The sequence below is a fragment of the Gordonia otitidis NBRC 100426 genome (assembly GCF_000248075.1).
GTDB lineage: Bacteria > Actinomycetota > Actinomycetes > Mycobacteriales > Mycobacteriaceae > Gordonia > Gordonia otitidis.
Map to the genome: position 1 here is coordinate 48037 of NZ_BAFB01000091.1, position 14056 is coordinate 62092.

At 64.3% G+C, this 14056-nt stretch carries 17 protein-coding genes; 9 read left to right on the forward strand and 8 right to left on the reverse strand.

The features are described 5' to 3' along the window. Window positions 1-50 precede the first annotated feature (50 nt). Window positions 51-875, forward strand: a complete 825-nt coding sequence (locus GOOTI_RS09050; RefSeq protein ID WP_007238280.1) for an acyl-CoA dehydrogenase family protein — start codon at window positions 51-53, stop codon at window positions 873-875. Next, window positions 832-1215 (forward strand): acyl-CoA dehydrogenase family protein, encoded by a 384-nt coding sequence (locus GOOTI_RS26755; RefSeq protein WP_233425460.1) that lies wholly within the window; start codon window positions 832-834, stop codon window positions 1213-1215. The genes GOOTI_RS09050 and GOOTI_RS26755 overlap by 44 nt, the downstream gene beginning before the upstream one ends. A 32-nt stretch (window positions 1216-1247) precedes the next feature. Here GOOTI_RS26755 and GOOTI_RS09055 read toward each other — a convergent pair whose 3' ends face one another. From GOOTI_RS09055 to GOOTI_RS09065, 3 genes are all read right to left on the reverse strand, one after another. Continuing rightward, window positions 1248-2555: a cytochrome P450 gene (locus GOOTI_RS09055; RefSeq protein WP_051997919.1), complete on the reverse strand. Its 1308-nt coding sequence runs from the start codon at window positions 2553-2555 to the stop codon at window positions 1248-1250. Window positions 2556-2759: 204 nt separating this feature from the next. After that, the gene (locus GOOTI_RS09060; RefSeq protein ID WP_007238283.1) at window positions 2760-3635 is read right to left on the reverse strand and encodes a Cof-type HAD-IIB family hydrolase; all 876 of its coding nucleotides are present in this window, start codon (window positions 3633-3635) and stop codon (window positions 2760-2762) included. Further along, window positions 3628-4458: a lysophospholipid acyltransferase family protein gene (locus GOOTI_RS09065; protein ID WP_007238284.1), complete on the reverse strand. Its 831-nt coding sequence runs from the start codon at window positions 4456-4458 to the stop codon at window positions 3628-3630. The genes GOOTI_RS09060 and GOOTI_RS09065 overlap by 8 nt, the downstream gene beginning before the upstream one ends. A gap of 50 nt (window positions 4459-4508) precedes the next feature. On the opposite strand from GOOTI_RS09065, the gene GOOTI_RS09070 reads away from it, so the two are divergent. Continuing rightward, window positions 4509-4817, forward strand: coding sequence for a hypothetical protein (locus tag GOOTI_RS09070; protein WP_007238285.1), 309 nt, complete (start codon window positions 4509-4511; stop codon window positions 4815-4817). A gap of 80 nt (window positions 4818-4897) precedes the next feature. Here the strand turns inward: GOOTI_RS09070 and GOOTI_RS09075 are convergent, their stop codons facing one another. The 5 genes from GOOTI_RS09075 to GOOTI_RS09095 form a co-directional block, all read right to left on the reverse strand. Then, window positions 4898-5668, reverse strand: coding sequence for a lysophospholipid acyltransferase family protein (locus tag GOOTI_RS09075; protein ID WP_007238286.1), 771 nt, complete (start codon window positions 5666-5668; stop codon window positions 4898-4900). 40 nt (window positions 5669-5708) lie between these two features. After that, window positions 5709-6077 carry a hydroxyphenylacetyl-CoA thioesterase PaaI gene (paaI, locus tag GOOTI_RS09080; protein WP_373279019.1) on the reverse strand — a complete coding sequence of 123 codons (369 nt, stop codon included), beginning with the start codon at window positions 6075-6077 and terminating at the stop codon, window positions 5709-5711. 52 nt (window positions 6078-6129) lie between these two features. After that, window positions 6130-6447 carry an EthD family reductase gene (locus GOOTI_RS09085; RefSeq protein ID WP_007238288.1) on the reverse strand — a complete coding sequence of 106 codons (318 nt, stop codon included), beginning with the start codon at window positions 6445-6447 and terminating at the stop codon, window positions 6130-6132. A gap of 62 nt (window positions 6448-6509) precedes the next feature. Continuing rightward, window positions 6510-8540, reverse strand: coding sequence for a phenylacetic acid degradation bifunctional protein PaaZ (gene paaZ, locus GOOTI_RS09090; RefSeq protein ID WP_007238289.1), 2031 nt, complete (start codon window positions 8538-8540; stop codon window positions 6510-6512). Between the two features lie 98 nt (window positions 8541-8638). Beyond that, the gene (locus tag GOOTI_RS09095; protein WP_007238290.1) at window positions 8639-9250 is read right to left on the reverse strand and encodes a TetR/AcrR family transcriptional regulator; all 612 of its coding nucleotides are present in this window, start codon (window positions 9248-9250) and stop codon (window positions 8639-8641) included. Between the two features lie 104 nt (window positions 9251-9354). Between GOOTI_RS09095 and GOOTI_RS09100 the strand changes: the two genes are divergently transcribed. From GOOTI_RS09100 to paaC, 6 genes are read left to right on the forward strand one after another with little or no spacing between them, the layout of a single operon-like run. Beyond that, window positions 9355-10125, forward strand: coding sequence for an enoyl-CoA hydratase/isomerase family protein (locus GOOTI_RS09100; protein ID WP_007238291.1), 771 nt, complete (start codon window positions 9355-9357; stop codon window positions 10123-10125). Next, complete coding sequence (locus GOOTI_RS09105) at window positions 10122-10979, forward strand: 3-hydroxyacyl-CoA dehydrogenase family protein (protein WP_005178898.1); 858 nt, start codon at window positions 10122-10124, stop codon at window positions 10977-10979. Before GOOTI_RS09100 ends, GOOTI_RS09105 begins: the two co-directional genes overlap by 4 nt. Next, the gene (locus GOOTI_RS09110) at window positions 10979-11767 is read left to right on the forward strand and encodes an enoyl-CoA hydratase-related protein (RefSeq protein ID WP_007238292.1); all 789 of its coding nucleotides are present in this window, start codon (window positions 10979-10981) and stop codon (window positions 11765-11767) included. Before GOOTI_RS09105 ends, GOOTI_RS09110 begins: the two co-directional genes overlap by 1 nt. A 59-nt stretch (window positions 11768-11826) precedes the next feature. After that, on the forward strand, window positions 11827-12804 hold the full coding sequence (gene paaA, locus GOOTI_RS09115; protein WP_007238293.1) for a 1,2-phenylacetyl-CoA epoxidase subunit PaaA: 978 nt from the start codon (window positions 11827-11829) through the stop codon (window positions 12802-12804). Further along, on the forward strand, window positions 12801-13094 hold the full coding sequence (gene paaB / locus GOOTI_RS09120; RefSeq protein ID WP_005178890.1) for a 1,2-phenylacetyl-CoA epoxidase subunit PaaB: 294 nt from the start codon (window positions 12801-12803) through the stop codon (window positions 13092-13094). Before paaA ends, paaB begins: the two co-directional genes overlap by 4 nt. Window positions 13095-13107: 13 nt before the next feature. Beyond that, window positions 13108-14040, forward strand: coding sequence for a 1,2-phenylacetyl-CoA epoxidase subunit PaaC (paaC, locus tag GOOTI_RS09125; RefSeq protein ID WP_007238294.1), 933 nt, complete (start codon window positions 13108-13110; stop codon window positions 14038-14040). Window positions 14041-14056 lie beyond the last annotated feature (16 nt).

A 14056-nucleotide genomic window follows, 5' to 3' on the forward strand; every position in this document is an offset into this window, starting at 1 on the left:
GGGCACCGGATCTCTCGCCGACAGCACCAACGCACACCGAAGGAGCAGCCATGACAACCATCCAGCCCGTCGACACCTGGGTGATCCCAGAGGACACCCTCGAGCGTTTCCGTGAGCGCGCCGTCGCCCACGATCGCGACAACACCTTCTTCGCCGACGACCTCGCCGACCTTTCCGAACTCGGTTACCTACGCGCGACACTGCCCGTCGAACGCGGTGGGCTCGGCTTGTCACTGCACCAACTCAACACGGAGCAACGTCGACTCGCGACATTCGCGCCGGCCACAGCCCTCGGGATCAACATGCACCTGTACTGGGTCGGCCCGATCACAGATCAGCTCGCACAGGGCAATTCGAAGGTCTCCTGGCTTGCCGACGAAGTCGCGGCGGGCAGGGTCATCGCGGCAGGACACGGCGAACCCGGCAACGACCTCGTCATCGACGATTCGACGACGATCGCGACACCGGTCGAAGGCGGCTACCGCATCAGCGGCCGGAAGATCTTCACCTCACTGTCCCCTGCCTGGGATTGGCTCGGAGTGCACGCCCGCGACGACTCAGACCCGCAACACCCGAAGATCGTGCACACCTTTGTCCCGCGCGGCGAATCCGGCGTCACGACGGTCGAAACCTGGGACACCCTCGGCGTTCGAGCCACGGCCAGTCACGACACCCTGCTCGACGACGTGTTCGTGCCACACGAACGCACGGTCGGCATCGTCGACCTCGGTCAAGCAGCCAACGGGATACATCGCGGGTATCTTCCCCTGGGTACTACCCGCGCTCGGCAACATTTATGCCGGAATAGCGCGTCGTGCACTGGATCTCGCCATAGCGTCGGCGACGTCCAGGAGTGCACTCAGCCTCGACGGTGAGACGGTGGCACACAAGCCGTTCACGCAATATCACGTTGCGGAGGCAGAGCTGGCGCTCGAAGCCGTGACCGGAGCACTCGACGACCTCACCAAATCACTCACCGCCGGAGAGGATCTCGGTGACCGTGCCCTCCTCCGCCTGTTCGCAGCGAAGGAGAACAGCACCCGCGTCGCACGCCAGGTCACTGACCTTGCGCTCGAGATCGCGGGAGCCGGTGCGCTGCATCGTCGTAACGAGTTGGAACGGCTCTACCGCGACGTCCGCGCAGGCAGTTTTCACCCGCCGAACTCCGACGCCGTCCGCGCCTTCATCGGAGCGTACGCACTCGGACTGAGCTGACACCGCGGGTCGGGTGAGCACGCACGGTGTCGCTAGTCCGGCAACCGTCTCAACCGGGCCGGAATCGGCGCGGCCGCAACGTTGGTGAACGGCACAGCCATCGGGAAGTCGTCTCCGACGGAGCTGATGTCAAACGACCGCACGATCGACGCCAAGACAATCGTCGCCTCCAGCATGGCGAAATGGCCACCGATGCACGAGCGGCGTCCCGCTCCGAAAGGGAGGTACTGCCAACGGTCTATCGATCTGTGCCAGTCTCCAGTGAAGCGATCAGGGTCGAATGTGGTTGGCTGATCCCACAACTTCGGATCTCGCTGAATCGCGAAGACCCCGACCACACAGTTCGATCCGGCGGCCACACGATAGCCATCGACCTCCACATCCTCCATTGCCAGTCTGGACACGAGAGAGGCGGGTGGGCACAAACGCAACGCCTCGTGCAGCACCCGGGCGGTCAACTGCAATGCCGGAATATCCTCGACACTCACCTCGTCAGCACAGGCGAGAGAGACCTCGGAACGTACAGCTTCCTGTAGTAGAGGATTCCTTCCGAGCTGCCACAGTGCGTACGTCAGGTTGGTCGCGGTGGTGTCATGACCGGCTACGAGGTAGACGAGTAGTTCGTCGGCAACGGCAGCGGCGTCGAGCGGTTGGCCGGTCTGAGCGTCCGTTTCACTGAGCAATCGGCGAACAAGGGGTGCGTCGACCCCGCCATCGGCCACACACTGCGACACGATGCCTGAGGCCAAGGCTCGCAGCCGATCACGCGCTTTCTTTGCACGGCGCTGTGCGGACGAAGGCGACCACATCGGCGCGTTGACGGGTCGCACCGCACGAGCGGTGGCCCGGCTCAATATCGTCCGTATATCGCGTTCGATCTCGGGGGTGGCCTCGAAATGAGTGCCGAGCACTGCGCGACTGAGAGCATTGATCGTGATCTGCCGACATTCGCGGTCGAGGTCGATCACGTCGGCGTCGACCCACTGGTGTTCAACCGCCGACACGGCAGAAGTCATGTGGCATGCAAACTCTCGCACGCTCTGCTTGGTGAACAGCGGTTGTACCGTTCTTCGCCGGGGTAGCCACTCATCATCGGGAAGGTTGAACATGTTTTCGCCCATCCACTTTCGCCCCTCGACAAAGATCGGCGCGCGCTTGTCCATGACGCCGGGACCTGCCCCGAGCACATCACGCGCCCCCTGCGGGGACGTGACGAACACTGCGGGCGGATAGATCCTGGCGGGCACGAACTTCATCTCGACCACCGGCGCGCGTTCGCGACACACCTCCGACGCGGCGTTGAGATCACTGAGCAGTCGGAACTGATTCAGACGGGGCATATTGAGCGCAGCCGGAGGTGGCAGGGTCGAAAGCGGGGCGCCAACATGATCCATGGCGGACTTCCAATAGCGAGAGGTACCGGGCACTGCCACTCTAACGTCCAGATCATTCGCGCTAAAAGGGTAATGCGGACACCTAAATTGCTGGCGTACGCCGTTCGACGGACACTCCGCGATACAGCGAACGTGTGCGACAAACTCTCCTCAGGCGAACCACCGCGCCAGCACCCGCGCGACGCCGTCCTCGTTGTTTCCGACTGTGACCTCGTCGGCAGCAGCAATGGCTGCGGGATGTGCATGGCCCATCGCGACTCCGTGCCCGGCCCAGGTGAGCATCTCGACGTCATTCGGCATGTCGCCGAAAGTCACTGTGCGCTCGCCGGAAAGCCCTGCGAGGTCGATGAGTTTCTGCAAGCCCGATGCCTTGTGCGTGTCGGGTACGGACAGTTCGATGAGTCCGTTGTCGGTGGAGAAGGTGACCTGCGCCAACCCTCGGACCTCCGCACGCAGACGCTGCGCCATGTCACCACTCGTCAGATCAGGCTGCCTGACAAGGAGTTTTACCACCGGCTCGGAGTAGACCTCATCGTCACCGACCTCGACGTGATCCGGGTTGAGCCACGCATGTCGATACCCTGCGGTCGCGACGAACGGCGGTGTCGCAGCGTCGAACTCCGACGATCCGACGCGCTCGCCCGCCACACCGGCGTCCGGTAGCCGACGGGCGATGACTTCACGCAGCACGGCGAGTTGATCGGTCTGGAGCAGCGACGAGTGCACGATCCGATCGTGCGCGACGTCGTAGATGATCGCGCCGTTGGCGCACACGGCGTACCGCACGTTCACCGCGGATCCCGGGAACTGGTCGGTGATCTCCGCGATCCAGCGTGGTGGACGCCCGGTCGCCAGGACGAACTCGGCACCGGCAGAACATGCAGCCCCGAGAACATCGATTGTGAAGGGCGACACCGTGTTCTGATCGTCGATCAGGGTCCCGTCGACATCGCTGGCGATCAGGGTCGGCTGCCCGTCGAATCCGATGGGCGTTTCGCCGTTCGTCACTGCGGATGCGTCACTCACCGTTGGCCTTTCGTGCGCGGGCCGCAGCCTTGCGCTCTGCTTCTTCTTTCTCGATGACGGCCGCCTCCTCGGGAGTCGGCGCCGAACCGCCCAGTCGGTGCGGCACCCAGAACTCACCCCGCGGATGAGGACCGTACTCGTCTTGCACGCGTGTCAGTAGCTCGCGCATCGCGTCTCTCAACCGGGTCGTGGCCTGCTCCGGATCGGCGTCTGCCGCGACAGGCATCGGCGTACCGAATCTGACAGCGACCGGTATGCCACTGCGTCCGATGTCACGTTTGCCGCCTTTGGTCCACTGCCGCTGCGCTCCCCACACGATGCTGGGGATCAATGGCACCCCCGCTTCCGCTGCCATACGGACCGCACCGGTTTTGAACTCCTTCAGTTCGAAGCTCCTGCTGATCGTCGCCTCCGGATACACCGCGACGATCTCTCCGTTGCGTAGCGACGACACCGCAGCCCGATAGGCAGCCGAACCCTGCGACCGGTCGACGGGCACGGTCCCCGTGTGGGTGATGAGGAAGCGCATGATCCTGATGTCCATCATCTCGGACTTGATCATGAAACGCGTGCGACGGCCCGCACGGTACACGCCATAGGCCGCCGGTAGGAAGTCGACGTAGCTCGTGTGGTTGATCACGAGCACGGCACCTCCGTCGGCAGGGATGTTGTCGAGGCCATCGAGTCGAAGGTCCATCTTCTGGCCGCGGATGATGCCCGCTGCAATCAACTCGAGGATGCGGAAGACCGGTTCCCGACGTCGCCCGGTTCGCGAACGCACCGTCGCATCCGACGACGAAGCACCCGAGACCTCAGAACTCACCGGTCCAGCGTATCGGGCCGTCTCATCCCGCCGACCTCGACCGCGCCGATGTGAACGCGCTCGTGATCGGCGTGTACGAACTCGATCGAGGTCGGTCGTATCTCGCTTGGGCGCAGTACCGCATGCTTTCCGAACTCGTCGAGCGCCTCGTCGACAACACGACCGGCATCAATGGATCGGCAGACGGCTTCGCCGATCTCGCCAAACGCATCGCCCGCACGCGCGGGATGACGCAGCACAGAGTAGAAGCGCTTCTCTCGAGCACTGTGTTCACGTGCGATTGCGGACGCGACGACTGCAGCGCAACCATCCCCGAGCCCGGCGACGGACCGGACATCAGCATCGTCGTACACGTGTAAGAAGGGACTGCCCGATCCCCGACCTGGGCGCATCGAACCCTGTCAGGGCGAACCCACGTACCGAGTGCCGTCGAGCTCAGTTACGAGGAAGGCGTGTCGCCGCGCTCAGCATTGCGCGCGTCCCGCCGCGCTGCCTTCTCCTCGGCGTCGAGGCGGTTGGCCTCTTCGAGTGTCGGAGCCGATCCACCCAGCCGCGCAGGCACCCAGAACTCACCCTTGGGGTGTTCGCCGTAGGCGTCCTGCAGTTCGAGCAGCTTCTCGCTCATCGACTTGTGCAGTTGCGCTGTCAATGTCTCCGGATCGCCGACCGGTTCGATCGGTTCGGCGACGCCGACCATGATCGTGAAACCGGTACGACCGAGCCGCTTGGGGAATCCCTTGGTCCACACGCGCTGGGCTCCCCAGATCACCGTCGGAATCAGCGGGGCGTTCGCCTCCAACGCCATGCGCGCCGCCCCGGTCTTGAACTCCTTGAGTTCGAAGCTCCGACTGATCGTCGCCTCTGGGTATACCCCGACCAGTTCGCCCTGCTTGAGGTAATCGACGGCAGCGTGGTAGCTCTCGGCGCCATGCGAGCGATCGACCGGGATGTGCTTGAGCGCGCGCATGATGGGCCCGGACACCTTGTTGTCGAAGACCTCCTTCTTCGCCATGAAGCGCACATACCGCTTGCCCTGCAGGTATGCCGGGATGCCCGCGTAGGTGAAGTCCATATAGCCCGTGTGGTTGAGAGCGATGACGCCCGGGCCGCTCTTCGGAACGTTCTCGACACCGGAGATCTTGAACTTCAAGCCCTCGGCCAGCCACAACAATCGCGCGGTGGTGATGACGGAGGCGTACACGGGTTCCATGTGATGAGCTTAGCGAGGGCCGCAACCGCGGCCGCGAGGGTCACATTCGGACGACGCGACTGTCTCCTCGGAACTCGGCCACGACGGTGTCGCCACACGACACGGACACGTCATAGATGCCGTTGCGCCCGAATCGTCGAAGCTCGGTGGCCCGGGCGACGAGGACGTCGCCCTCCCGTGTCGGTTGGAGATAGCGGATGTCGCAGCGAGCCGCGACCGCAGACTGGTCACGGCTGTTGCAGGCCAGCGCGAAGGTCGTGTCGGCGAGCGCGAACACAAAGCCGCCGTGCGTGATCGCGTGCCCATTGACCATGTCGGCCGAGACGGTCATTCTCGTCGTCGCGCACCCGTCGCCGAGTTCGAGTAGTTCGATACCGAGCCGACGCGACGCGACATCGTCGGCGAACATACGACGCGCGATCGCGTGCGGAGCGGACTCGACCGCCGCCGTCGACATCTGATCAGTCACCGAGAACCGACTCCTCGTCATGGGTGAACATGGTCGCTCCACCGGTGGCGAAGTTCTGCACGTCGGCTCCCGCCACCCGCATCTCCTCCGAGGCAAGCCCCGCGCGCATGGTGTCGGCATCGGGAAAGTAGAGACTCGCAATCGCGTAATAGGGCGGCTCCGATCCGTCCAGTGACGCCGCCTTACCCCACGTGAATCCCGACAATCCGGGAATCTTGCGAGCGAGCGGGATGTGGACTCGCCGGTAATAGTCGTCGAACGCTGCCGGGTCGGTTGGCGCGCCGTAACACACCGCAACACGTACTGTCATGGCCTCTCCTTGCTGGACGGTTCTACAGGCTGCCTGAATCGTTCAGGGCTCCCGGGTGATTGTCAGGGTTTCGCGACCAACGTCAGGACGTCATAGCTCGCGACCGGGTCGTCGTTCTGGTTGGTCACCACGGCGTCCCACCGCACCTCACCGTAGTCGGCGTTCTGCCTCGGGGTGATCTGTTTGGCGGTCAGCGTGACGGTCAACGAATCGTCGGCCTTGACCGGGGTGAGGAACCGGAGGTTGTCGACGCCGAAGTTGGCCAGGACCGGCCCCGGTGCCGGGTCGACGAACAACCCGGCTGCCAGCGAGACGACGAGGTAGCCGTGCGCGACGATCCCACCGAACAGCGGATTGGCCGCTGCCGCTTCGGGATCGGTGTGAGCGTAGAAGGTGTCGCCGGTGAACTCGGCGAAGTGATCGATGTCGGCGCGGGTGACCCGACGGGGGCCGCCGACGATCGTGTCACCGATCATCAACTGACCCAGGTCTTTTCGGAAGGGGTGTACTTCGGAGGCGGTGCGCTGAGATCCCGCGACCCAGCGGTTGCCGACAGCGGTCACCACATCCGGGGAGCCCTGAATCGCCGTGCGCTGCATATGGTGGAACACGCCTCGGATACCGCCGAGTTCCTCACCGCCGCCGGCTCGGCCCGGTCCCCCGTGGACGAGTACCGGCAAGGGTGATCCGTGCCCTGTCGACTCACGGGCATCCTCTTCGTTCAGGACGAGCACGCGTCCGTGGTACGGCGCAAGTCCACGCACGATCTCGGCGGCGAGCGCGGCGTCCTTGGTCACCACCGAAGCGACCAGACTGCCCTTGCCGCGCGCCGCCAGCGAGACAGCGTCAGCAGGGTCGGTGTACCCGATCACCGTCGCGACCGGACCGAAGGCTTCGATGTCGTGCGGCTCTGGCGCCTCTTTGTCGTTGGCGCGCAGCAGGATCGGCGACATGAAGGCACCCTTGGCGGGGTCTGCACCCACTACGTCGACGTGGTCCGGGTCGCCGAACACCACCTCTGCCGACTTGGTCAGTCCTCGAAGCGATTTCAGCACTTCGTCACGCTGCTCCACGCTCGCCAGAGCCCCCATGGTCACACCCTCGGACACGGGATCACCGACGACAACGCGACCAAGTCTGGTCGACGCCGCACCGATCACCGCGTCAACGAGGGACTCGGGCACGAGCGCCCGACGGATCGCCGTACACTTCTGACCCGCCTTGACCGTCATCTCCGTGACGAGTTGCTTGACGTACAGCTCGAACTCCGGATCATCTTCTGACACATCGGTTCCCAGAATCGATGCGTTCAGCGAGTCGGCTTCGGCGGTGAAGTGCAAACCGGTCCCCGTGACCGCTGGGTGCGCACGGAGCATCGCAGCGGTGTCGGCAGAACCGGTGAACGCGACCGAATCCTGGCCACCGAGGTGGTCGAGAAGGTCGCGCGCACTGCCGCACAGCAACTGAACAGAGCCCTCCGGGAGAATCCCACTCTCGACGATCCGTCGGAACACCAACTCGGTGAGATACGCGGTCTGACTCGCAGGCTTGACTATCGAGGGCACGCCCGCGATGAATGCCGGTGCGAGTTTTTCCAGGAATCCCCAGACCGGAAAATTGAAGGCATTGATCTGTACCGCGACTCCTCGGCGTGACGTGTAGACGTGTTGGCCGACGAACGTTCCCCTTTTGCCGAGTGGTTCGACATCACCGTCGAGGGCGATCGTGTCGTTGGGTAACTCGCGACGTGCTTTGCTCGCGTAGCTCAGCAACGTCCCGAACCCGCCGTCGATGTCGACGCCCGAATCACGGGTGGTGGCGCCGGTGTGACGCGAGAGTTCGTAGAACTCGTCCTTACCCGCCATCAGCATGAGGCCGAGTTGCTTGAGCAGGGCAGCCCGTTCGTGGAAGGTCAGCGCGCCCAGAGCCGGACCTCCGACCTCTCGTGCGTAGTCGGTCATCGCCTGCAGATCCAGACCGGTCGACGAGATGCGGGCAACCTCGTGAGCGTCCACCGCACTCAGCAGTGGGGTGCCCTCATCCTCCGCCGAGAACCACTTCCCACACGCATAGCTTTTCAGCACACCGCTCACGCTTTTCTCCCTCTACCGTCCATTCGGTCGGTTATTACCATCTCCAGAGGGCACGCGAGTTGTCAAGAGCGGCACCAAAACGGCCACGGGAGACCCCGCTACTTGCGTCGCAGTCCGTCGAAGGTCATCGCCACGACCGCGTCGGCGAGCGCCTCCGAGGAGATCCCGGCCCGCGGGCGATACCACTCGATGAGCGAGTTCACCGTTCCGAACAGCAGGCGCGACACCAACGCGGGGTCCGTTCCCTCTGCGATGTCACCCTCCCGCGCGGCCGCGACGACCAGGTCGCCGACAAACTCGTCGAACTCTCGACGCCGAGCGAGTGCACGCTTTTCCACCGCGGTGTTCCCGCGCACCCGCAGCAACAGGGTCACGTACGGCAGCTCCGTCGAGAGAATGTCGACGCTGCGCCTGACCAGGTATTCGAGTCGGTCGATCGCACGCCCCTGCGTGGCTCCCGACTCCGTGGTCGCGGCGAACAGCGCATTGAGCGCGCGATTGAGCGCTAACTCGAGCAGCTCCTGCTTACCGGAGACGTGGTGATAGATCGACGACTTCGACAAGCCCAGGCGCGCAGCCAACACATCCATGCTGGTGCCGTCGTAACCCTTCTCGTTGAACACCTTGACCGCCGCAGCCAGCAGCGAATCCAGGTCGTAGCCCGGACGGCCGACCTTCCCGGCCCGACGCGCAGTTCGTGAGGTCGTCATGAATCCATCCTCTCAGGAGCAGGGTCCGGTTTCGGTAAACACTTGCGAACCGACCAAACAGTCGGTTATTAATGAAGATGTCCACAACGTGAGGGAGATTCCGTATGTCACAGCAAGTGACTTGCGACACGCACGAGACTTCGGCCTCTGACTTCTCGCTGATCCGGGTAGAAGCCACCCGGGACCGCTATGTGGTGACACTGACACGACCGCAGCAACGCAACGCGATCAGCGGCGACATGATCGACGAACTTCACAGCGCATGCGCAGTCATCGAGCGCGACCCCAAACCGGTCATCGTCGTCGGCGATGGTGACCATTTCGCGGGGGGTGCCGACATAGCCGAGTTGCGCGCACGCAATCGTGATGACGCACTCGCCGGTATCAATCGTCGCCTCTTCGACCGTGTCGCTCGACTCCCGTTACCCACGGTCGCGGCGGTGTCGGGCTACGCACTCGGTGGCGGTGCAGAACTGGCGTACGCCTGCGACATCAGGATCGCTTCGTCCACCGCGGTGTTCGGCAACCCCGAGCCCGGTCTCGGCATCCTCGCGGCGGCGGGGGCGAGCTACCGCCTTCCCGACCTCGTCGGCATGTCGGTGGCGAAGCAGGTCCTGCTCGGCGGGCGCAACCTCGATGCCGACGCCGCATTGCGGTTCGGCCTCGTCATGGACGTCGTCGACGATCCGCTCAATGCGGCCCACGGCGTAGTCGATCGCATCACCCGTCAGGCCCCGCTCGCGGTCCGCTTGTCGAAAACGGTCATCGACGCGCCTGGCGATCACGCCTGGGCCACCGACGTCGCGCAGGCAGTGCTCTTCGAAACCGACGACAAGCGCACGCGCATGACCAACTTTTTGGAGAGGAAGAAATGAGCTCGCCCACCCCGTCTCGTGTCGCAGTGATCGGTGGCGGCCGCATGGGCGCGGGAATCGCCCAGGTCTTCGCCACCGCCGGCTCGTCGGTGACTGTCGCCGAAGCCGCCGATCGCGACGCGGCAGCCGAGCGTGTCCGCATCGGTCTCGATCGCGCAACCGAGCGTGACGCCCTTGGCGGACAGCCGGCGGCCGAGGTGCTCTCCCGGGTGACGTTCGTCGGCGCACCCGAGGACATCCCGTCCGACGCCGACCTCGTCGTCGAAGCAGTGCCGGAAGACCCGGTACTCAAGGTCGAGGTACTCGGCATCGTCGGCAAGACGGTGAGTGCCTCGACAATCATCGCCAGCAACACCAGCTCGTTGTCCATCAGTGAGCTCGGGACGGCACTCGAGGACCCCGCACGGTTCATCGGCATGCACTTCTTCAACCCGGTGCCGGTATCCGATCTCGTCGAGATCGTGCGAGCACCGGCGACATCGGAGTCGACCACCGCCGCGGTTCGCACCTGGGTCCAAGGTCTCGGCAAGTCCGCGGTGGTCGTCAATGATTCACCCGGCTTCGCCACCAGCCGACTCGGTGTCTGCCTCGGACTCGAGGCGATCCGCATGGTCGAAGAAGGTGTTGCCGACGCCGAGTCCATCGACCGCGCCATGGAACTGGGTTATCGGCATCCGATGGGCCCGTTGCGTTCCACCGATCTCGTCGGTCTCGACGTCCGCCTGGCGATCGCCGAACATCTCGCGACGACGCTCGGCGATCGTTTCGCACCGCCACAGTTGCTGCGCGACAAGGTTGCTCGCGGCGAGCTTGGCCGAAAGTCCGGAAAGGGATTCTACGAATGGAACAGGTAATGACCACCGAGACCGTCACCACGTCCGTCGACGACGGTGTGCTGACCGTGACCCTCGCCCGGCCCGGTGCGCACAACGCTCTGGACCGCTCCACCAAGACGGCCTTGCGCGCGGCACTCGAATCCGCCGCCGACGATGACTCCGTTCGTGCACTACTTCTCCTCGCCGACGGAAAGAACTTCTGCGTCGGGCAGGATCTCGCGGAACACGTGAGCGCCCTGGAGGCGTCGCCGGCGTCTGCCATGGACACGGTCGTCGACGACTACAACCCACTGGTACGAGCACTCACCGCGATCGACGTACCGGTGGTCGTCGGCATCCAGGGTGCTTGTGTAGGTGCGGGATTCGGTATCGCACTGGCCGGCGACATCCGCGTCGCAGGAGAATCGTCGAGCTTCGCCACCGCATTCGCGGGAATCGGCCTGGCCGCGGATTCCGGCTTGAGCTATCAACTCGTACGACTTCTCGGCCCGAGTCGCGCAACCGGACTGCTCATGCTCGGCGATCGCGTACCCGCAGCGCAGGCACTCGATTGGGGCCTCGTCCATCGAGTGGTCGAGGACGACGCGGTACGTGCCACCGCAACAGAGCTCGCCAATCGGCTCGCGTCCGGACCCACGGCCGCATTCCGCGAGATCGCCCGCCTGGTTCACGCACCCGATACCGGTCTCGACGATGCGCTCGACCGCGAGGCAGCAGCACAACGCATGCTCGGTCAGACCACCGATCATCGGGCGGCCGTGGAGGCGTTCCTCGCCAAAGAGAAGCCCCGGTTCGTCGGCCACTGACAGCACCACGATCCCGACCCGAGAACACCGTTCGACTCCAGCCCAAGGAATTGCCACCCATGACCACATCGCACGCGGACAGCCCGACAGAGGACGAGCTCCTCACCGTTTTCGACCAGACGATCGCCGACGACCAGCGGATCGAGCCGCGCGACTGGATGCCTGACGGCTATCGCAAGACCCTCATCCGCCAGATTGCCCAGCACGCGCATTCGGAGATCATCGGGATGCAGCCGGAAGGCAACTGGCTGACGCGCGCACCATCGCTGCGGCGCAAGGCAATCCTGACCGCGAAGGTCCAGGACGAGGCAGGCCACGGGCTCTACCTTTACTCTGCCGCCGAGACACTCGGCGCCGACCGCGACGATCTCGTCGACAAACTGTTGTCGGGCAGGCAGAAATACTCGTCGATCTTCAACTATCCGACGCTGACCTTCGCCGATGTCGGTACCATTGGCTGGCTCGTCGACGGTGCGGCAATCTGCAACCAGGTTCCGCTGTGCCGCAGCTCTTTCGGTCCATATGGTCGCGCAATGATCCGGGTCTGCAAAGAGGAGTCCTTCCACCAGCGTCAGGGTTACGAACTACTGACCGTCATGATGGGCGGCACCGACGCCCAACGGGAGATGGTGCAGGAATCAGTCAACCGGTTCTGGTGGCCGGCGCTGATGATGTTCGGCCCGCCCGACGAACAGTCGCCGAACACAGAACAGTCGATGGCCTGGCACATCAAGCGACACAGCAACGATGAACTGCGCCAGCGCTTCGTCGACATGACCGTGCCGCAGGCACAGGCGCTCGGCGTCACACTCCCCGACCCCGACCTCACCTGGAACCCCGACCGCGAGTCCTATGACTTCGGTGAGCCGGACTGGAGTGAGTTCACCGCCGTGGTCAAAGGGGACGGGCCACTCAACCATGAGCGCATCCGCGTACGTCGCGCAGCCCACGACAACGGTGCGTGGGTCCGCGAGGCCGCCGCGGCCTTCGCTGCCCGCCAACACCGCACCGACCACGAACAGGAGATGAGCAAATGAGTCAGATCAAAGCAGAATGGCCGCTGTACGAGGTGTTCGTGCGGGGAAAGCGCGGACTCAACCACGTGCATGTCGGTTCACTGCACGCTGCAGATGATGAGATGGCCCTTCGGCATGCGCGCGACGTCTACACCCGCCGCAACGAGGGCGTCAGCATCTGGGTGGTCAGGTCCGCCGATATCACCGCGTCGAGTCCGTCGGAAAAGGACCCGTTCTTCGCGCCGAGCGGCGACAAGGTCTACCGGCATCCCACGTTCTACGACATCCCCGACAACGTCCCGCACATGTGAGAGCGATACGACGATGACAGATCACGACAACGCTTACCAGGGCCTCGTCGACACACACGACATCCCCGAAGACCAGCATGGACAGTGGGCTTTCGGCACGAGCTTCGACGACCCGCTCGCCGGTGTGGACACCACGGTCCCCGACGATGTCGACACCGCGGCCCTGGGCCGATACTGCCTCATGCTCGGCGACGACGCCCTCGTCGCCGCGCAGCGATTGACTGAATGGACCACCCACGCCCCGGAGCTCGAGGAGGAGGTGGCCATCGCCAATGTGGCGCTCGACCTCCTCGGTCAGACCCGACTGCTCTTCGCACGCGCAGCAGCGGCAGACGCCTCGCTCGTGCCCTTCGTCACCCCGACATCGCCCGCGCCACCCGAGGACGCATTGGCGTTCTTCCGCGATGAGAACGACTTCCGTAACGTACGCATTGTCGAGATCGAGAACGGAGACTTCGCACAGTCGATGGCGTGGCTGACAATCCTGTCGGCCTGGCGCCTGGCGCTGTTCGCCCGACTACGCGACTCGCGTGACCCCGTACTGGCGGCGGTCGCGCGAAAGGGCGTCAAGGAGTTGACCTATCACCGCGACTACGCAGCGCGATGGATGGTCACGTTCGGCTGCGGTACCGACGAATCGCGTCGTCGACTCATCGAAGGGCTGGAACGGATCTGGCCGTACGTGAACGAGTTGTTCGAACCCACCGCCGACGAGCTCGAGCTCGCCGCGGTCGGCGTCGGCGTCGACCCGCGCACTGTCCGAATGGAATTCGACGACGTTCTCGAGCACATCTTCTCCGCCGCGGAAGTCGATGCTCCTGAAACCGCCACCGCGGGCAGACTCGGAGGACGTGCCGGTCGAGACGGCGCGCACACCGAGTTCCTCGGCCACCTGCTCGCCGAAATGCAGAGCGTTGCCCGTGCACATCCCGAAGCGTCGTGGTGAGATGACAAGCGCCACA

Excerpts from the sequence above, each read along its gene's own strand:
- GOOTI_RS09075 (WP_007238286.1), bottom strand. The coding sequence starts at position 5,668 with ATGGAACCCGTGTACGCCTCCGTCATCACCACCGCGCGATTGTTGTGG.
- GOOTI_RS09105 (WP_005178898.1), top strand. The coding sequence starts at position 10,122 with ATGAGCTCGCCCACCCCGTCTCGTGTCGCAGTGATCGGTGGCGGCCGC.
- GOOTI_RS09085 (WP_007238288.1), bottom strand. The coding sequence starts at position 6,447 with ATGACAGTACGTGTTGCGGTGTGTTACGGCGCGCCAACCGACCCGGCA.
- paaA (WP_007238293.1), top strand. The coding sequence starts at position 11,827 with ATGACCACATCGCACGCGGACAGCCCGACAGAGGACGAGCTCCTCACC.
- GOOTI_RS09100 (WP_007238291.1), top strand. The coding sequence starts at position 9,355 with ATGTCACAGCAAGTGACTTGCGACACGCACGAGACTTCGGCCTCTGAC.
- GOOTI_RS09110 (WP_007238292.1), top strand. The coding sequence starts at position 10,979 with ATGACCACCGAGACCGTCACCACGTCCGTCGACGACGGTGTGCTGACC.
- GOOTI_RS09095 (WP_007238290.1), bottom strand. The coding sequence starts at position 9,250 with ATGACGACCTCACGAACTGCGCGTCGGGCCGGGAAGGTCGGCCGTCCG.
- GOOTI_RS09055 (WP_051997919.1), bottom strand. The coding sequence starts at position 2,555 with ATGCCCCGTCTGAATCAGTTCCGACTGCTCAGTGATCTCAACGCCGCG.
- paaI (WP_373279019.1), bottom strand. The coding sequence starts at position 6,077 with ATGTTCGCCGACGATGTCGCGTCGCGTCGGCTCGGTATCGAACTACTC.
- paaB (WP_005178890.1), top strand. The coding sequence starts at position 12,801 with ATGAGTCAGATCAAAGCAGAATGGCCGCTGTACGAGGTGTTCGTGCGG.
- GOOTI_RS09050 (WP_007238280.1), top strand. The coding sequence starts at position 51 with ATGACAACCATCCAGCCCGTCGACACCTGGGTGATCCCAGAGGACACC.
- paaC (WP_007238294.1), top strand. The coding sequence starts at position 13,108 with ATGACAGATCACGACAACGCTTACCAGGGCCTCGTCGACACACACGAC.